Here is an 18,396-nt window from a genome sequence, read left to right as displayed (position 1 = left end):
GCCAGGATAAACCATGCAATCAATTATTAAAAGTAATTGCGGGATGTTGTACTAGTCAGCCCGTGACCAACGGCCCGAATCCGGGCACACAATCACCTGTTCGCCGTTTAGCTGGACTTGCTCGGTATCCGGTTGCGACGAGGTCGAAGGGGCAATGTCGAAGACCACCTTCAGTGCGTGTCCCACGTGGGCATTTTCGATGGAAAGCTCCCAGGTCAGGAAGATCTGGATGCAATCCTGATCCGGCGCGAAATCGGCCGCATTAAAACCACTGCTGCCGCGCTGGATGACGCCATGAGGCTGGCCAGTATCGAATATCACAACCGTTCCCCGGGTCAGCGGAATACGCCGGCCCAAAGCGGGAAAATGCAAGTCCAGACCTCGGTCCTCGCTCATGAAGAGATTGCAAAAAGCCGCATCGCCATATTGCGCACCGTCGTGGTGGTACCTCGCGCCGCGGCAGGCCATGAGGGCTACGTCACTGGCGGCAAGCACCTCAGGCAGTCCAAGCGCGCGCGTCCAATCGGACACGGCCTGCACGCAGCGCGTGTAGTCCGGCCAGCGCGCCCGCGCTCGCGGTAAAGGCATTGGCTCGACGTCCCCGGGTTCCAGAACCATATGCGACGATATCTCTCTTTCCCAATCCGCAAGCAGACGTGCAGGAGGCATAGGGACGTCGACCGTGCCTGATAACACGATGTCGCTCACGCTTCGGCTGCGGATGGCGTCGTCACTCCAGTAATAGGAGGTCAGCATGTCTCGCATTCGATTCAGTTGAGGGGGGATTCATGCGGGCATTGTAACGATTTCACGGGACCGCTTCGGCGCGAGTCGGTCACGTGCTGTGGCGTTCGCGAAGCTGTGCGGGGTTGACCGGGCCCGATTTCATGGAGATTGTCTCGCGTAGCCGGCCGCCGGCTGCCGGCTGCCGGCAGACGCAGCGTGTGACGTATCGTGCGGGTTGGCTCGTGTGCGTGTGCCGGGCCTGACGTTGTGAAGCCGTGATGCCAGTCAGGTCCGGCCGTCCTTTCTGTTGCACCCGCGAGGTCGCGCGGGAGGTGCCCCCCGGGGCATCTCGCATTGCGGGCTAATGCTTGGGTGTGGACGGCGTGCTGCCGCCACCGAGTCCACCTGTGAGGCCGCCGAGCAGGTTCGTCAACGGGGCGAGCGGAGACGAACCGCCGCTTGCGCCGCCGAGTACGCCGGTCAGTGTGCCGACCAGGTTGGTCAACGGTGCAACCGGATTGGACGCCGAGTTCGTCGACGATCCGTGCGAGGTGCCGCCGCCGAGGCCTCCGGTTAGTCCGCCGAGCAAGGTGGTAACCGGTGCGAGTGGGCCGCTGCTGCCTTGCGAGCCGCCGTTCACCGAGGCCACCGACAGTCCGCCGAGCAACGCCGTCACAGGTGCCAGCAGGCCACCGGTGCCATGTCCGCTCGATCCGCCTGTAACGCCATGTGAACCGCCGGTTGTGCCGTTGGCCACGCCGTTGCCGTTGCCGCTACCGCTGTTGTTGCCCACGGTGATCGGCACGATAGGCACGCTGATCGCGCCGACGCTGACGACCAGGTTCACGATCGGATCAAGCAGGCCGCCGGTGGTCTGGCTGCCGCTGCTGGAGCCAACGCCAGTGTTGGAGCCGCCAGAGCCGCTGGAGCCGCCGTGACCACCGTTTCCGGAGCCGCCGCCGTATCCGCCGCCCGAGCCGCCGTGGCCACCGTCTCCAGAGCCGCCGCCGTTCCCACCACCCGAACCGCCCGAGCCACCCGAGCCACCTTGGCCACCGTCTCCGGAACCTCCACCGTAGCCACCACCCGAACCGCCGTGGCCACCGTCTCCAGAGCCACCGTCGTTCCCGTCACCCGAACCGCCAGAGCCTTCCGAGCCGCCATAACCGCCGTCTCCAGAGCCACCGCCGTACCCGCCACCCGAGCCGGAAACCGGACCGCCGCCCCATGCCGGGCCGCCGGCCCAAACCGAGCCGCCACCCGCACCACTGCCGGCCCATGCGCCGGATGTGTTACCGCCTCCTGCCGACGCGAACCCCGATCCTGGTTGCCCGGTTGTCGTCCATCCGCTGCCTTGGGTAAACGAGGGAGGCGGTGTGGTCGTGACGTCTCCGGCCTGACACGAAGTGGCTAGCGACCACCATAGGAGTGCGCTCGCCGATGCGACAAGAGTGTGTTCGAAGGGAGCCATGATTAGTCCTTTCGCGATGAAATCGCGTCCTGATTGGAAGGTGTAATCAGTGCCCCCGGAAAACCGCTGATCGGTCTTGCAGAAACGGTTGCTTTTCTAGCCCGAGACCGCGTTTGTGCGCGTCGCCTTCGTTTAATTCTGGAGCCGGCGCGGTAGCGCCATGCTCGGATTTGGCTTGCTCGGGCAATTGGTCGGTGCAAGTTCCGAGCCAATGCGCTGGTTACGGAGCGCGGCACGTTCCGCGCACGGGCGGTGCTGAAATTGAGTGGCGTGCGGCGATGAAGGTCTTGCTGGACGGGGCAGATCGGGTGAGATGGAGAGTGCAGTGACGCCATCGCGTGGCGCGTGTTACGTCCCAGGTGTTACGTGTTCCCATCACATCGAACGTAACCTCGCCGTTGCACGTCGTGCTGCGCAAATAGTTCAGACAAAAGGCGGCGTTGTCATCATATGGAGTCCGATATATTGAGGCGCGCGTTGGAAACGCGCGTTTAGATCCGTGCCGGCGCAATGACTTCCATGCCGCGTGCTTCGAGGGTGCCTCGGGCTCACTTCGCTGCGACTGCCTGCTTGTCTTCGATCAGGGATCTGATCCGCTCCTGATCGACCGGTGTCGCCGGGTTGTAGACGATCATCTGAAGATCCGGCCGCCCGTCGACTGCGAAGGATGAGTACTCCAGCGAGATCGGCCCCAGCACGGGGTGGCGCAGGCGCTTGACGCCCTCGCCGTGGGTCCGAACTTCATTGTCCCGCCACATGGCGGCGAACTCGGGACTCGAGCGGCACAGTTCGTCGACGAGCGGCGCCACCTCGGCGTCGGCGCCTGCGCGCGCGGCATCGATCCGGAAGGCGCCCACCACGAAGCGGGCCACGCTTGTCCAATCGAACTGCGCGGCACGGACGCGGGGATCGCAGAAGATCATGCGCAGGACGTTGCGTTGTTCGGGGGGCAGGGAGCCGTAGTCGGTGAGCACGGTCGCGGCGGCGCGGTTCCAGGCAACCACATCCCACGTCGCAGTCCTGACGATTGCCGGACTGTAGGGCAGTGCATCGAGCAGGCGCTGCAGTCGTGGCGTTATCGCGTCACCGCCGCGATAACGGACTTCGGGCGGATGGCCGAGGCCGAGCAGGAACACGTGTTCGCGCTCGACTTCGGTCAGCATGAGTGCCTTCGCAATGCGGTCCAGCACATCCGCTGACGGATTGCCGCCGCGCCCCTGTTCCAGCCACGTGTACCAGGCCGCGCTGATATTGGCGCGCTGCGCCACCTCTTCGCGGCGTAGTCCGGCCGTGCGCCGCCGGCCACCGGAAATACCGAAGGACGCGGGATCGAGCTTGGTCCGCCGGTTCTTCAGATAGTTGCCGAGCCGGTTGCTGCTTTCGTCGTCGTTCACTTGGGCCATGCTTAACCTGTTAAGACGTATACCCGGATAGTGTGATCAATTTAACAGGATGATTTTGCCTCGTACGTTGCTCCCAAGCAATCGGATTTGGGAGCGTTTCACATCGGCATCGCGCGCGAGAAGGGCGTCTCGGCGTACGTGGGCGACGGCTTCAACTGCCTCGGAGAATCAGGATGACCTCGGCTGATACCATGACGCTCGCCCTGTTCAAGCGAGAGAACGACATGAGACTGAAAGACCGCGTCGCCTTGATTACGGGTGCCCAACGGGGCATCGGATATGCAATAGCGGAAAGGTTCGTGGCAGAGGGAGCGAAGGTGGTGCTTGCCGACGTAACAGACGCGACCGCAGAGGCAGACGCGCTCTGCGCCTCGGGCGGCGAAGCCTGCTCCGCGCGGTAAATCCGGATCCCGCGCATCGGAGCGGGGCGCGACATCCGCGTGGCCAGGCCGGTTTTATCGGGTCGCGGCGACCCGGAACGGATTTTTATATCACAACAAGATATAATGCTGGCGACACGTTCTTTCATGTCGTGTGGATTTGCACCTTAAGGTGCGGTCCGGTCCCACGTGATACTCGCCAACTTTCCCATCTAAACCTTGTCCCGCTACGCTCTCATCCGCTGGCTTTCCAGCTTCGCTCCCCATCCCATCGCCGTCCGGTGGCCGGAACGCCTGAGATCGTGTCTCGGCGCATTGCTGGGGATTGCGTTCACCGGCGGGACAATGCACGTCCTTCTCGGACCGGCAGCGAACATTCCGCTCCTGGTGGCGCCAATGGGCGCTTCGGCCGTGCTGCTGTTCGCGGTTCCCGCCAGTCCACTTGCGCAACCGTGGGCCATCATCGGCGGCAATATCGTCTCCGCGACGGTTGGCGTTGCCTGTGCAAGCTGGATCACCGATCCGGTAGGCGCCGCCGCCTTGGCCGTCTCGCTGGCGATCTGTGCGATGTTTGCGTTGCGGTGTGTTCATCCCCCGTCGGGCGCGGTCGCCTTGACCGCGGTCCTTGGTGGTCCGGCCGTGCATGCGCTGGGCTACCGCTTTGTGGCAGAACCGATTGCGATCCAGACGGTGATGCTGCTGTGCGCGGCTATCGTCTACCACGCTGCAACCGGGCATCGATACCCGCACGTCGCGCAGAGTTCCGGCAACGGCGCGGCCGCATCGGCTGCGGCTGCGAACGAAGGTTTCACGCGCGCGGACCTCGAGGCGGTGCTGAACCGCCGCGGGGAATTGCTCGACATCGATACGGACGATCTGGAATCCCTCCTGCGCGACGTTCAGTTGCAGGCCTACGCCCGCACGTTCAATGAGCTGACCTGCGAGGACATCATGTCGCGTTCGCTGGTCGCCGTGTCGGCGAACACGAGAGCGTCGGCCGCATGGAGTCTGCTGAAACAGCGCCATATCAAAGCACTTCCGGTCACTGACGAGAGGCAGCACGTAATCGGCATCGTGACCCGTGCCGACCTTGTCGACAAACGGGCGGTCAGCAAAGGGATCGGTTTGTCGTCCCCCATGCAACGCTGGTTCCGGCGCAGCATCACCCCGGCGCCGCTCGTCGGTGCGTTGATGAACGTCGACGTTCACACAGTCGACGCGGCGACACCGATCGTCGAACTGGTTCCGGTGTTCGCGAACTATGGGCACCACCACATCCCGGTTCTGGACTCGAATCAGCGGCTTGCGGGAATGATCACGCAGGCCGACCTCATCGCGGGACTCTATCGCCAGGCTTACGCCAGGCAGCGGCACGCGGCATAGCAATAGCACTATCGCAGGCACTTGCGCATGAGTACATGCATAAATATCACGACATGATATAATTCACGCTTCACCTATTTCTCGACGGCACTCCGATGAAAACACTCACTCGCGGCTTGACCAAGGCGAACTTCGAGCAACTGTCCGAATTTCGCTATCAGATGCGTCGCTTCGAGCGTTTTTCTGAGCAGGCCGCGCAGGGTGAAGGCATCACACCGTTGCAATATCTGTTGCTCCTGCATATCAAGGGTTATCCGGAGCGCGACTGGGCGACCGTCGGCGAGCTTGCGGAACGGCTTCAGGCACAGCATCACGGCGTGGTCGCGCTCGTGTCCCGCTGTGAGGCGCTCGAACTGGTCCGCAGAAAGGTCAGTGAGACCGACCGGCGCCAGGTCGAGGTTCATTTGTTGAAAGCGGGCGAGCAGGTGCTGGCCCGTCTCGCCGAGATGCACCGTGCCGAACTGAAGTCGCTCAAAGGCACGTTCAATGTTCCCCAGATCGATGTTTGAGTCACCATGAGCCTCGATACCCATAAGCGTGACTTCTCCACCAACGCGCGGCTTCCCGGCGTTTCCGCGCTCGCCGCGGGAATTGGTGCGCTCAGCACGCTTGCAGCGTTCGTGCTGCTGAGCCTGATTCATCTGTTCACCAATCTGTTTTTCTTTCAGGAATTTTCGTTTGCGGACCGCTCACCGGCTCTCAACACGTTGGGTATCTGGGTGGTGATCATCCCGGTGATCGGCGGTCTCATCGTCGGTTTCATGGCCCGTTACGGTTCGGAAAAGATCCGTGGGCATGGCATTCCCGAAGCGATCGAAGCCATCCTGTTCGGCAAGAGCCGCATGTCGCCGAAAGTGGCGATTCTCAAACCTCTGTCGTCCGGCATTGTGATCGGCAGTGGCGGGCCGTTCGGTGCGGAAGGCCCGATCATCATGACAGGCGGCGCGCTGGGGTCGCTGATCGCGCAGTGCGTGAAAGTCACGTCCGCGGAACGCAAGACGCTGCTGGTTGCCGGCGCAGCGGCGGGCATGACGGCGGTCTTCGGCACACCGGTGGCGGCCGTGCTGCTGGCGGTCGAACTGCTGCTGTTCGAATGGCGTCCGCGCAGTTTTCTGCCGGTCGCCCTTGCGTGTGCAGTCGCGGGTTTTGCGCGCGCGGCGTTCTTCGGCACGGGGCCGCTGTTTCCGCTTGAGACTGCGCCTCCCGGCGCGTTGTCGTTGGTTTCGTGCGTCATTGCAGGCCTGCTGTCCGGTGCGCTCGCGTCGGGTCTGTCAGCCGCGTTGTACAAGACCGAAGACCTGTTCGGCAAGCTGCCCATCCATTGGATGTGGTGGCCCGCGCTCGGCGGCCTCTTCGTCGGCATCGGCGGCTTTCTCGAACCTCGCGCGCTGGGCGTCGGCTACGACGTGATCGGCGACCTGTTGCATCAGCACATTGCAATCCAGCTCGCGCTGGCGATCCTGATCGTGAAGGCGATCATCTGGGTCGTGGCGTTGGGCTCGGGCACCTCAGGCGGCGTCCTGGCGCCGTTGCTCATGCTGGGTGCGGGGCTCGGTGTCGTGCTCGGTCACGTGTTGCCGGGCGGCGAACCTGCCCTGTGGCCGCTCGTCTGCATGGCGGCCACGCTCGGCGCCACGCTGGGCGCGCCGTTGACCGCAATCGTGTTCGCGTTCGGCCTCACGCACGACAGCAACGCATTGCTGCCGCTGCTCGCCGCGACGCTGATCGCGCACGGGTTTGCAACGGTCGTCATGAAGCGCTCCATCATGACCGAGAAGATTGCCCGGCGCGGTTATCACATTTACCGGGAATACGGCGTCGATCCGCTTGAGCGTCACCACGTCGACGAGGTGATGTCGCGTACTGTCGAGACAATCGATGGCGATATGTCCGTGGGCGAAGCGCTGGCTACGTACTTCGGTGCGACGCAGACACACCGCGCTTATCCGGTCGTGCGTCAGGGCGTGCTGGCGGGCGTCGTCGATCGCGCGCTACTGGAAAAAATTCGCGATGACGAGGCAGCGGACATGCTTGGCTCGCGCCTCTTCGACGTGTTGCACCACCGCTCCCCCGCGTTTGCGTTGCCGAGTGAAACCTGCCGACTCGTCGCAGCGCGGCTTGCAGTGCACGGTCTCGAACGGTTGCCCGTAGTCACGGACTCCGAAACGTTGCAACTGGTCGGCATTGTGTCGCGCAGCGATCTGGTCAAGCCGTCTCTTGCCCACTTTGACGAAGAGCACAAGAAAGAACGCTTCCGGCGCTTGCCAATCCACGCCGGCAAGCGGCACTTCCCGCCGGTTCCTTAAGTCATCAGCCGGCCAGCGGCCGATCAGCAGCCGCTCAACAGCCGGAACAGATACGCGGTTTGCCGAAGAACAAGCAACGCTCCGGCACGTAAGCCACTACATCCCCGCACCACACGGGTAATGCCGGAGTCGGTGCCTGACTTCAGGCATCCGTACCTTCGGCCAGCCGGACGGCCTCCACGTCCCCCCATCCCGCATCCCCAACCAGCCCCCAGGGAAAACATCCAGTGGACGAGCGGCAAGGGTGGTGTACGATCCAATCGTTACATCGTTCAATGTAACAATAAAAAATGTCATCGTGACGGGCGGCCGCATCCCCGTCGACAGCATATTCGGGAGGCATGTATGGGTGACAAGTCCATTCCACACGTCGACGTGGAAGAACTGGCGCAGTTCCGCGAAGTCCAGCAACTGGCCTATCGCTGCGTCGAGAGCGTCGGCGAAATGCTCCAGCCAGGCATGACGGAGAAAGACGCCGCACGGCTACTGACCGAATGGCTGCAGGATCACGGCGTGCGCGACTGGCTGCACAAGCCCTTCGCCTGGTTTGGCGACCGTACCGCCTTTGAAGGTTTTTCCGGGCTGTCGCACATGGCCGGTTTTAACCTGGCGTTCTTTCCGAGTTCGCGTCGGCTGGAAGAAGACATGCCGGTCATTCTCGACGTGGCGCCGGTGCTTAACGGTGTGATCGCCGATGTCGGCTACGCCACCTGCGTCGGCACGAATCCCACTCTCGAACAGTTGAAGGACGACCTGGCCGAGCACCGCGAGTTGATCGTCAGTATGGTGAAGCAACGGCACACGCTTGCCGATGTGGCGCGTGCGGTCGACCTGTTGTGCAGAAAACAGGGTGTCGAGCCGCGCCACAAGGCCTATCCCTTCAAGGTGCTCGCGCATCGTGTCGCGAAGCTGAGCCAGCCGGCAAAGCCGCGTTTCGTTGCGCGTTTCGGCCTGAACGCCACGCGCAACCTCGTCCTTGACCAGGTCAGCGCGGGCAGGAAGGAGGGCTGGTCGCCGTTATGGTCGATCGATCGCCGCTCCGATCATGCGCCGACGCCTGGCCTCTGGGCTGTCGAGCCGCATCTCGGCTTTCAGGGTGTGGGCGCCAAATTCGAAGAGTTGCTGGTCATCACCGATGACGACGCCTACTGGCTCGACGACGACCTGCCGCATGTGCGCCGCTGGGCACAGCGCGGGCGGGCGTTGGCCGCGGCATGACGGAGGCGCACATGCAACTTCTAACCGAACCGATATCGCCTACGCTGTACGAGGCGCCACCCGCCACGCGCCGCACCGAATTCACGGTGAGCTCGGGCGACGTGACGCTTGCCGCCAGGGCATGGGGTGACCCCGCCCGGCCGACCGTGGTGTTAGTACATGGCTACCCCGACAACAGCGAAGTCTGGGACACTGTGGCCGGATTGCTGGCACACGATTTCCATGTGATTGCCTACGATGTTCGCGGTGCAGGGCAGTCCACCGCGCCTAAAGGGACGGCCGCTTACCGTCTGGGAAAACTCACCGACGACTTCATCGCCGTCATCGACGCCGTGAGCCCCGATCGCGCCGTCCATCTGGTCGCGCACGACTGGGGTTCGATCCAGGGCTGGGAGTTCGTCACCGAAGAGCGCTTGCGCGGGCGCATTGCGTCGTACACGTCGTGCTCGGGCCCCTGCCTCGATCACGTCGCTTACTGGATACGAGCACGCTTGCTGCGTCCCACGCCGCGCTCGATCGGCAAGCTGATGGGTCAGCTGGTGCGCTCCTGGTATGTGCTGCTGTTTCATTTGCCGGTGCTGCCAGGCTTGACCTGGCGTGTATGGCTCGGCCGCGCGTGGCCGCGCGTATTACGTCGTGTGGAAAAGACGCAGATCGCACCGCGGCCGACGCAAACGCAGGACGGCGTGCGCGGCGTATCGCTGTATCGCGCCAACTTCATCCGCTGCCTGTTCACGCCGCGCAAGCGCTACGCCCACGCACCGGTCCAGGTGATCGTGCCGACGCTGGACAAATACGTCAGCCCGGCCTTGTCCGAAGATCTTTCCCGATGGGCGCCGAAGTACTGGCGCCGTGAGCTGACCGCGCGGCACTGGCTGCCGATCACGCACCCCGAACAGATGGCCCGCATGGTGCGTGAACTCGTCGATCACACTGAAGGCGGCGCCGAACCGGACACACTGCAACGCGCCCGTATGGACGCCGCACGCAAACCGCTCAGCGGCAAGCTCGCGGTCGTGACCGGCGCGGGCAGCGGCATCGGGCGATGCATTGCACTGGAATTCGCGAAGCAGGGCGCCGCAGTGGTCGCGGTCGATATCGACACTGCAAGCGCGGAACGCACGGCTACCCTGGCCAGGTTGTCAGGCTGCAAGGCGTACGCACGCAAGGCCGACGTCGGCAGCGCCGAACAGATGGAAGCGCTGGCGGACTGGGTCGGGAGTGACCTCGGCGGCGCCGACATCGTGGTCAACAACGCCGGCATTGGCATGGCAGGCGGCGTGCTCGACACTTCGGCCCAAGACTGGGAACGCATTCTTCACGTCAACCTGTGGGGCGTGATTCACGGCTCTCGCCTGTTCGCCAGGCAGATGGTGAAGCGCGGCAATGGCGGTCACATCATCAACACCGCATCAGCCGCGGCCTTCGCCCCTTCGCGCGACCTGCCGGCCTATGCGACCACCAAGGCTGCCGTGTTGATGCTTAGCGAGTGCATGCGCGGAGAACTCGCCGCGCACGGTATCGGCGTCAGCGCAATCTGCCCGGGGTTCGCCGAGACCGGAATCATGGCCTCGACCCAGTATGTCGGCGCCAGCGTTCAGGATCAGGACCGCATGCGCCAGAAAGCCACCAAGCTTTACCAGTTGCGTGGCCTGCAACCCGAGACGGTCGCGAAAGCCGCGCTCCGTGCGGTATTGCGCAACAAGCCTGTGGTCGCCATCGGCATCGAGGCGCATTCAATGCGTTTCATCTCGCGCTACATGCCTGGGCTCAGCCGCATGATCGCTCGCATCAGCATGGTGCCGCGTTGATCTCACCCACCGGATGCCGGAGACCGTCATGACCCAAGGGCACACTCAATACAAGATCAGGGCACGCCATGTGAAATTCGACTGGAGTCAAACGCCGATCCAGTGGATTCCAGGTGACCCGTCGAGCACGCACATCATCAATGTGCTGAACCTGCTGTTCCCCGCCGGCGAACTATGGTTCTGCCGCGTCTACAACAAGGCGCTGCCGCTGATCGCCGACCCGGCGCTGCGCGACGACGCTGAGGGGTTTCTCAGGCAGGAAGCGGTGCATTCGCGCTCGCACGGCGGTGTGCTCACGCACTACTACAAGGCGCACGGCATCGATACGCAGCCTTTCACAAAGAAACTCGACTGGCTGTTCGGCAAGTTGCTCGGCGAGCAACAGCTCGGACTGAAGATCGGCAAAACGCGCTTCTGGCTGCGCCAGCAGCTGGGCGTCATCGCCGCGCTGGAACACTTTTTCGGTTATCTCGGCAATTGGGTGCTCAATGCCAACGGCCTCGATGCCGCTCATGCCGACCCAACCATGCTCGACCTGCTGCGCTGGCACGGTGCGGAGGAAGTGGAGCATCGCACCGTAGCATTCGACATCTTCCGGCATATGGGCGGGACCTACTTCGAACGCTGTTTCCACATGCTGTCGACGGTCATGCTCCTACTGTACTTTCTCACGCACGGCGCGCGCTTCATGCACCGGCGCGATCCCGACGCCGGCGCGTATCGCGGTTTTATCCTCGGCTGGCGCGCCGGGGCGCGGCGCGGTTGCCTGCCGTCGTTCTGGAAGATGATCGCGGCAGCGCTACGCTATTTCAATCCGCGCTATACGCCGCATCACGAAGGCTCGACCGAGCAGGCGCTCGCCTATCTTGCCACCTCGCCCGCTGCGCAGGCCGCGGCGCATGGAGGCAACTGGGTGCGCGATGCGAATTGAGACGGCAGCATGAAACACTAGGTCGTTGCCGTTTTCAAAGCCTCTATGTCACGTCGGGGCGGCGCGCCAAACATGCGCGAGTATTCGCGACTGAATTGCGATGCGCTTTCGTAGCCCACCTGATAGGCCGCCGCTTCGGCATTGGCATTGCCTGCCACCATCAGGTGACGTGCTTCAAGCAGGCGAAGCTGCTTCTGGTATTGCAACGGCGTCATCGATGTCAGCGCCTTGAACTGCCTGTGGAATGCCGACGGACTCATTTGCGCCACGGCGGCCAGCTCCTCGATGCGTACGGTCTCGGTGAATTGGCCTCTTAACGCATGGATGGCAGTCACGACTTTGTGCACATGGCTGGTTGCCAGCACGACCCGGGCGACCTCGTTGCCGTGACGCCCCGTTAGCAACCAGTAGCAAATTTCTCGCTTGATCATCGGCGCGAGAATGGGAATAGCGTGAGGCGTGTCGAGGAGACGCACCATGCGCAGCATGCAGTCAGCGAGCGGGCCGTCAATCTCGGTGACAAAGACGCCGTGGCCGAGCTCGTCTTCCGGCGCAGGCGGCGTATCGAGACATGCCATGACATCGCGCATGATGGCAAGGTCGAACTCAATGGCAATAGCAAGGTATGGCTCTGTTGGACTGGCTTTCACAACCCTGCTGAACGCCGGCATCTCAACGCTGACGATCAGGGCTTGTCCTGCCCGGTAGTCGTACCGCCTGTCACCGAATGTCGTCCACTTGGCACCTTGAACGACGACACACAGGGCCGGCTTCATGATCAGATGAGAGGGATGTTTTTCATGATCCGACCGGATGATGATCAAGCCCTCGATGGCGGTTATGAACGGGCCCTCACTCCCGGCTTGATTGTCGGTGTAGCGTTTGACGCCCTCGACCAAGGCATTTGACATATGTACCTCCTCCGCGCCCGCATTTCCTCATGTTACTGCCTCTCGTGTCGAGCTGCAGAGCCCGGGCAGGATTAGGCAAGAAGAAGAACAGTTAGGGCATTCAGCCTCGCTATCGGCCGGAATAAGCTGCGTCTACACCTCTAACGTGGAGCGCAAAAATGACAGCAGGACAATCGGCAGACACCATCTCGAAGATCGCCATCGTGACAGGCGGGAGTCGCGGCTTGGGGCGCAATACGGTCCTTAACCTTGCGAAGCGCGGCGTCAGTTCCCTATTCACCTATCGCGCCAATCAGGCGGAAGCCGACAAGGTTGTGTGCCTCGTGGCAGAGGAGGGGCAAAGAGCCATTGCACTGCCACTCGATACCGGAAAAGTGAGCACATTCGACGCGTTCGTGGAGCAAGTTCGGGCGTCGCTTGCGCAGTTGGGTGCCGAGCGCTTCGACTACCTCGTCAACAACGCCGGCACTTCGAATCACACGCCGTTTGAAAAGACTACCGAGGATGAGCTGGACAGTCTTTACCATGTCCATTTTAAGGGCGTGTTTTTCCTGACGCAAAAGCTCCTGCCGTTGATCAAGGACGGTGGCCGCATCGTGAATATCTCCTCGGGACTGACCCGTGTCGCCTTTCCAGGCAGTGGGTCCTATGCGTCCATGAAAGGCGCGGTCGAGGTTCTGACTCGTTATCTCGCGAAGGAGCTCGGTCCGCGTCGAATTGCAGTCAACACCGTCGCGCCAGGCGCAGTCGCCACGGACTTCAGCGGCGGCATGGTGCGCGACAATCCCGAGATCAACAAGCTGGTGGCGGACGCGACGGCGCTCGGCCGTGCGGGCTTGCCCGACGACATCGGTCCGATGATCGCGTCGCTGCTGTCCGAGGACAACCGCTGGGTCAATGGCCAGCGCATCGAAGTCTCGGGTGGCATGTCTCTGTAGCTGTGCCAGAATCGGCATTCTCCCAACGAGGACAGAATGCCGCTATGGCCGACAATCACAACAACTGCCTGGATATCCGAAGGCTTTCCCCAACAGAATGGGCACAAGCCTTTCCGGTGATCGCGCAATTGCGGGCGCTTGATCAAGACGAATTTCTCAGAAGAGCCAGGCTGCAATCGCATTCCGGCTACGAGCTTGTCGGCGCTTTTCAGGGCGGCAAGCTGATTGGTGTGATGGGGATGAGGCCGGTCCACACGTTGGCGCGCGGGGCGCACTTACATATCGACGATCTCGTTGTCGACGAGGCGACACGGGGCAGCGGTGCGGGTCGCGCTTTGACGGACTATGCGGAAGCCGACGCGCGTGCTCGCAATATGACTGCGGTGTTTCTCGATGCGCGGCCGGATGCCGTTCCCTTCTATGAACGACAGAACTACGTGTTCCATCCTGCACCGTCGATGAAAAAAGGTCTCTTGCCCTCGTAGGCATGAAATGGGTTACCGTCAACAACATTCGCCCACAGGAGGATCGAAAGCCATGACCGACAAGCAAGATGCAGCGCCAGACAGCACAGCAGCGCGAGTCGCCTTGTGGCGCGCACTCCATGTCTGGTCCGACCCACCGCCGCATGTGCTGGAAGACGTAATCGGCCTTAAGCTGCTGGCCCCGGACGAGGGCTGGCGCACCCGCGGGGATATGGATCCTCAATTCACGCGACCCTTTCGCGCTTCAATCGTGGCGCGTGCTCGCTTCATTGAAGACCTAGTCGTGGAACAGGCCGGCCGCGGGCTTGATCAGTACGTCATCCTCGGCGCCGGCCTCGACAGCTTCGCCCAGCGGCGGCCGGAGATCGCATCCCATTTGAAGGTGTTCGAAGTCGACCAGCCAGGTCCTCAGGCATGGAAGCGTCAGCGTCTGATCGAACTCGGCTTCGGCGTTCCGGACTGGTTGCGTTTCGTGCCGGTCGATTTCGAGGCGGGGGGAAGCTGGCGAGACGGGCTCGTGACAGCCGGCTTCGATGAGAGCAAGCCGGCAATCGTGGTCTCCACTGGCGTCAGCATGTATCTCACCAAAGATGCGAACGCCGCCACGCTGCGCGAAGTCGCGTCCCTCGCCCCGGGATCGACGCTCGCCATGACGTTCCTGCTGCCACTGGAGATGGCGGACCCAGAGGTGCGTCCTGGGCTTGAGATGGCGGAGAAGGGCGCACGAGCAAGCGGGACACCATTCCTCAGCTTCTTCACCCCGCCGGAGATTCTGGCGCTGGCCCGCGAAGCAGGCTTTAGAGAAGCACGGCACGTCTCGGCGGCCGATCTTACCGAGCGCTACTTCGTGGGCAGGACCGATGGTCTGCGGCCGCCAAAGAATGCTGAGGAACTGCTGGTAGCGAATACCTAGCTGCTCGCTTAAAGGAACCAGCGGTATTCCCGCGCATTCACTTCGTTCATGAAATCCAGATGGTCCTGCCGTTTGTTCTCGCAATAGACCATCACGAACTCTTCGCCCAAGCCTTTGCCTACGACCGGATAGCTCTGCATCGCGGCGACGGCCGTGAGCATGTCTTGCGGAAAGTCGACGCCGCTTTGGCGGTCTTCGTTGAGCGGCGCGATGGGTTCGCGGCCTGCATCCAGCCCGTGTTCCATGCCGGTGAGAATAGCGGCGAGTACCAGGTAAGGGTTCGCGTCGGCGCCCGCCAGACGGTGTTCGATGCGCAAGTTGCGGTCGTCAGATTCTGGAACGCGAATGCAGGCGTCGCGGTCTTCGAAACCCCAACTGGCACGACTGGCTGCATTCGTCTTCCAGCCATAGCGGCGAAACGCGTTGTGATTGGCGGCGAAGACAGGCATGCAATGCGGCAGCAATGCGAGGCACCCGGCCACCGCATGGCGCAGTGGGCGCTGGCCGTCGGCGGCCAGCAGATTGTTACCCGCTTCGTCGTAGAGACTTACATGCACGTGCATGCCGCTGCCCGGCGCGTGCAGGTATGGCTTGCTCATGAAGCTCGCGCGATAGCCGTGTTTCATCGCCACGCCGCGCGTGCTGCGGCAGAACAGGGCAGCCCAGTCGGCGGCGCGCAGACTGTCGTCGTTGTGGCCAAAGTTGATCTCGAACTGTCCGGGCCCGAGCTCGGCGGTGATCACGGTAGCGTCCACGCCCTGCTCACGCGTCGCGTCGACCATCTCATTGAGCACACTGGAGAAGCGCGACAATCGCTCGATGTGCATATTGGACTGGTCGTCCGGATCGTCGCGGAACGGGTCGCGGGGGAATTGCGGAATACCGTCCGCCAGCCTCGCGTCGAACAGGTAAAACTCCAGTTCGAAGGCGACAACCGGACGGATACCGCGCCGCTCGAAGCGTTTCAGTACGCGCGCCAATACCTCGCGTGGCTCGAACTCGATGGGCGCCTCGGTGCCGTCCGAGCTGATCAGCATCTGTCCCAATGGCTGGCTTTCCCATCGCACGGGCTTGAGGGTGCCGGCGATCAGGCGGCGCTGCGCATCCGGGTCGCCGTCGTTGAAGCAATAGTCGCCGATTGGGAACACGCCACCCTGCGCACCGAGCAAAATGCAGTTCTGCGGTAGTTTCAGGAGACTGCCGGCGGCGATTTTCTCGAGCATGTCCACGGGGTATCGCTTGCCGTAGAAGTGCCCGGGGATATCCAGGCAAATGAGGTCGACGTAACGCACCTCGGGATACGCCGCGCGGAAGGCGCGTACTTCGCTGAGCAGGTCGGCGCTGGGGGAAGTCATGTTGTTGTCCTTCTCACGCAAAAGACGCGATGATTGAGGTTCAGTTAAAAGCTACCGTGGAAAAAGGTACACAAGTCGACGACATAAAGGAAAGCGATAGTCACAACGCCGTCCATTAGTCATCCGAATTGACATTCAGCGCAGCGTTCACTACTGCGTCACGTACTGCCAGAATCCTAGGTGAACACCCAAAGTACCCGCGTGGGTTCGTCGGAGAGATTGGCGTAGCGGAACCGGGCGTGCGCCGGCACCTGGAAGCCGTCATTGGGGCCGAGCGTCGCCGGTTGCGCTTCGTCGTCCAGCCAGATGGTCAACTCGCCTTCTAGGACGAAGCCACCTTGCTCGTCGCTGTCATTCAACGGTTTGTCGCCGCTGCTGGCGCCCGGCGCCAGGTGGCTCTCCAGCATCGAAAAACCCGCTGACATGTTCGGCGACACCAGCACGTCAGTCACGCCTTCGGCGTAATACAGCGTGCGGCGTTCGTCCGGCCGGGTCACCCAAGGCAGCGCACGCGGCTTGCTCAGGCTATAAAAATAGGTGGTGGGTACGCCGAGCGCCTCGCCGATGGCGGTCAGGTCGCCTACGGTCGGACGCGAGAGGCCGCGCTCGATCTGGGAAAGGAAACCCACCGAGCGACCGATCTTTTCGGCCAACGCGCCCAACGTCACCTTCTTATGCTTGCGCAGGTCCCGAATCAGTATCGCGAGACCTTCAATTTCTTCCTGCTTGTTCATCTTCTGCCTCTTCTCTCAGACTCTGTCGCGCAGACGATACCAGGTCTTGCCAATGACCTCCAGCGGCGCGGCCAGTAGCGCACCGCCTGGAAAAGGCGGATTGTCGATGGCCTGATACAGGTCCAGCAATTCGTCGTCACCGAGGATGGCGTCGGCGACCGCCCGGCCGGCGGCGAGCGTGGGCAGCACGCCGTGCCCCGAATAGCCTTGCAACCAGTAGCGCTCACCTTGTCGACCGATATCCGGCGTGCGTTTCATGCTGATGTCGATATGCCCGCCCCACGCAAACTCGAGTTCCACTCCGCGCAGCTGCGGAAATGCGCGTTCCAGGTAAGGCCGGGTAGCCGCCGCAATATCTTTTGGAATGCCGCCCGCGTAGGTGCAGCCGCCGCCGAACAGCAGGCGGTTGTCAGGACTTAAGCGGAAGTAGTCGGGAACGAACTGGTTGTCGATCACGCAGCTATTGCGCGGCAGTAGCGAACGGGCCACCTCCGGCCGCAGCGGCGACGTGGCCACCTGGTAGGTGCCAACAGGCAGCATGCGCCTGGAAAGTTTGCGGTCGAGGCGATCGATATAGGCGTTGCAGGCGAGTACCAGCACGTCCGCACGCACCTCGCCCTTATCGGTACGCGCGACATAACCGCCAGGCGTCTCGCGGTAGTCCAGCACCTGGCTTTGCTCGAAGATGCGTCCACCGGCCTGTTCGATCGCCGTCGCGAGGCCTTGGGCGAGTTTCAACGGATTCAGATGGCCCGCCTCGGGATCGTAGAGCGCCGCCTGGTAGCGTTCGCTTGCAATCCATTGAGGCATTTCCTCGCGAGGGATGAAGCGCATCTTGTCGTAACCCCACTTTTCCTCGGCTTCCCGTTGAGCCTGCCGGAGGAGGGCGATGCGGCGCGGCAGCACCGCCGCCCACAGACTTCCAGCACGGTAGTCGGCATCGAAGCCATGCCGCGCCGGCAGCTCACGTATCTCACCGGCGGCCCAACGCATGCTGTCCCACAGTTGACGGGCACGTTCCAGACCCAGCGCCGCCTCCAGCGGAGGCATGTCGCAGGACCAGCCGAGCAGGGCCTGGCCGCCGTTGCGCCCGGACGCAGCCCAGGCTACCCGGCTGGCTTCGAGCACCGTGACACGCTTGCCCGCGAGGGCCAGACGCAGCGCTGTGTGCAAGCCACTGAAACCCGCGCCGACGATGAGCACTTCCGTGTCGAGGCGCTCTTCCAGCGTTGGCCGCAGGGGGATCGGGGCAGGATAGGTGCGTGCGTAGTAGCTCGCGACGTGCTCGGCTGACTGGTCGAACATGTTGGCTCTTGTGAAAAAATCGCAGTAAATTTCATGAAAAAATACCATTCATTTTTCACAGACGCAAGCGCGCCTCAAAATGCCGACGTTCTTTTCATCGAATCACTGGAGGAGAAACGCGCATCG

The 18,396-nt window shown here is 62.5% G+C and carries 17 protein-coding genes; 10 read left to right on the top strand and 7 right to left on the bottom strand.

Annotated elements, in window-relative coordinates:
• Nucleotides 1-51 precede the first annotated feature (51 nt).
• The 3 genes from M0D64_RS39320 to M0D64_RS39310 form a co-directional block, all read right to left on the bottom strand.
• Nucleotides 52-765, bottom strand: coding sequence for a hypothetical protein (locus tag M0D64_RS39320; protein WP_266261612.1), 714 nt, complete (start codon nucleotides 763-765; stop codon nucleotides 52-54).
• A 322-nt stretch (nucleotides 766-1,087) separates the two neighbouring features.
• Entirely contained in the window at nucleotides 1,088-2,197 is a 1,110-nt protein-coding gene (locus M0D64_RS39315; RefSeq protein ID WP_266261611.1) for a hypothetical protein, read from the bottom strand.
• 548 nt (nucleotides 2,198-2,745) lie between these two features.
• Nucleotides 2,746-3,600 carry a helix-turn-helix transcriptional regulator gene (locus M0D64_RS39310; RefSeq protein WP_266238704.1) on the bottom strand — a complete coding sequence of 285 codons (855 nt, stop codon included), beginning with the start codon at nucleotides 3,598-3,600 and terminating at the stop codon, nucleotides 2,746-2,748.
• A gap of 224 nt (nucleotides 3,601-3,824) precedes the next feature.
• On the opposite strand from M0D64_RS39310, the gene M0D64_RS39305 reads away from it, so the two are divergent.
• The 7 genes from M0D64_RS39305 to M0D64_RS39275 all read left to right on the top strand — a co-directional run bounded on the left by M0D64_RS39305 (nucleotide 3,825) and on the right by M0D64_RS39275 (nucleotide 11,629).
• Nucleotides 3,825-4,001 (top strand): SDR family NAD(P)-dependent oxidoreductase, encoded by a 177-nt coding sequence (locus M0D64_RS39305; protein ID WP_266261615.1) that lies wholly within the window; start codon nucleotides 3,825-3,827, stop codon nucleotides 3,999-4,001.
• A gap of 198 nt (nucleotides 4,002-4,199) precedes the next feature.
• A complete protein-coding gene (locus M0D64_RS39300; RefSeq protein WP_266261610.1) occupies nucleotides 4,200-5,363 on the top strand; it encodes an HPP family protein in 1,164 nt (387 codons plus the stop codon).
• 95 nt (nucleotides 5,364-5,458) lie between these two features.
• The gene (locus tag M0D64_RS39295) at nucleotides 5,459-5,872 is read left to right on the top strand and encodes a MarR family winged helix-turn-helix transcriptional regulator (protein WP_154560163.1); all 414 of its coding nucleotides are present in this window, start codon (nucleotides 5,459-5,461) and stop codon (nucleotides 5,870-5,872) included.
• A gap of 6 nt (nucleotides 5,873-5,878) precedes the next feature.
• Nucleotides 5,879-7,669, top strand: coding sequence for a chloride channel protein (locus tag M0D64_RS39290; protein ID WP_266261609.1), 1,791 nt, complete (start codon nucleotides 5,879-5,881; stop codon nucleotides 7,667-7,669).
• 345 nt (nucleotides 7,670-8,014) lie between these two features.
• Nucleotides 8,015-8,887, top strand: a complete 873-nt coding sequence (locus tag M0D64_RS39285) for a M24 family metallopeptidase (protein ID WP_266261608.1) — start codon at nucleotides 8,015-8,017, stop codon at nucleotides 8,885-8,887.
• 11 nt (nucleotides 8,888-8,898) lie between these two features.
• Nucleotides 8,899-10,698 (top strand): SDR family oxidoreductase, encoded by a 1,800-nt coding sequence (locus M0D64_RS39280; RefSeq protein WP_266261607.1) that lies wholly within the window; start codon nucleotides 8,899-8,901, stop codon nucleotides 10,696-10,698.
• 28 nt (nucleotides 10,699-10,726) lie between these two features.
• Nucleotides 10,727-11,629: a metal-dependent hydrolase gene (locus M0D64_RS39275; protein ID WP_266261606.1), complete on the top strand. Its 903-nt coding sequence runs from the start codon at nucleotides 10,727-10,729 to the stop codon at nucleotides 11,627-11,629.
• A 17-nt stretch (nucleotides 11,630-11,646) separates the two neighbouring features.
• Here M0D64_RS39275 and M0D64_RS39270 read toward each other — a convergent pair whose 3' ends face one another.
• A complete protein-coding gene (locus tag M0D64_RS39270) occupies nucleotides 11,647-12,540 on the bottom strand; it encodes an AraC family transcriptional regulator (RefSeq protein WP_154560168.1) in 894 nt (297 codons plus the stop codon).
• Between the two features lie 158 nt (nucleotides 12,541-12,698).
• On the opposite strand from M0D64_RS39270, the gene M0D64_RS39265 reads away from it, so the two are divergent.
• Genes M0D64_RS39265 through M0D64_RS39255 form a run of 3 tightly spaced genes read left to right on the top strand, consistent with a single transcriptional unit; the run spans nucleotide 12,699 to nucleotide 14,876 of the window.
• Nucleotides 12,699-13,478 (top strand): SDR family NAD(P)-dependent oxidoreductase, encoded by a 780-nt coding sequence (locus tag M0D64_RS39265; RefSeq protein ID WP_266261605.1) that lies wholly within the window; start codon nucleotides 12,699-12,701, stop codon nucleotides 13,476-13,478.
• A gap of 44 nt (nucleotides 13,479-13,522) precedes the next feature.
• The gene (locus tag M0D64_RS39260; RefSeq protein ID WP_266261604.1) at nucleotides 13,523-13,963 is read left to right on the top strand and encodes a GNAT family N-acetyltransferase; all 441 of its coding nucleotides are present in this window, start codon (nucleotides 13,523-13,525) and stop codon (nucleotides 13,961-13,963) included.
• 52 nt (nucleotides 13,964-14,015) lie between these two features.
• A complete protein-coding gene (locus M0D64_RS39255; protein ID WP_266261603.1) occupies nucleotides 14,016-14,876 on the top strand; it encodes a class I SAM-dependent methyltransferase in 861 nt (286 codons plus the stop codon).
• 8 nt (nucleotides 14,877-14,884) lie between these two features.
• On the opposite strand, the gene M0D64_RS39250 is transcribed toward M0D64_RS39255, so the two are convergent.
• The 3 genes from M0D64_RS39250 to M0D64_RS39240 all read right to left on the bottom strand — a co-directional run bounded on the left by M0D64_RS39250 (nucleotide 14,885) and on the right by M0D64_RS39240 (nucleotide 18,270).
• Complete coding sequence (locus M0D64_RS39250; RefSeq protein WP_266261602.1) at nucleotides 14,885-16,231, bottom strand: glutamine synthetase family protein; 1,347 nt, start codon at nucleotides 16,229-16,231, stop codon at nucleotides 14,885-14,887.
• Nucleotides 16,232-16,407: 176 nt separating this feature from the next.
• On the bottom strand, nucleotides 16,408-16,965 hold the full coding sequence (locus tag M0D64_RS39245) for a helix-turn-helix domain-containing protein (RefSeq protein WP_097394205.1): 558 nt from the start codon (nucleotides 16,963-16,965) through the stop codon (nucleotides 16,408-16,410).
• Between the two features lie 15 nt (nucleotides 16,966-16,980).
• Nucleotides 16,981-18,270 carry an FAD-binding oxidoreductase gene (locus tag M0D64_RS39240; protein WP_266261601.1) on the bottom strand — a complete coding sequence of 430 codons (1,290 nt, stop codon included), beginning with the start codon at nucleotides 18,268-18,270 and terminating at the stop codon, nucleotides 16,981-16,983.
• Between the last annotated feature and the right edge of the window lie 126 nt (nucleotides 18,271-18,396).

Origin of the sequence: Paraburkholderia sp. WS6, from assembly GCF_030464835.1 — a bacterium.
GTDB classification, from domain to species: Bacteria; Pseudomonadota; Gammaproteobacteria; order Burkholderiales; family Burkholderiaceae; genus Paraburkholderia; species Paraburkholderia madseniana.
The sequence above is the reverse complement of the archived record's forward strand: the minus strand, read 5'-3'. Positions and strand labels throughout refer to the sequence as shown.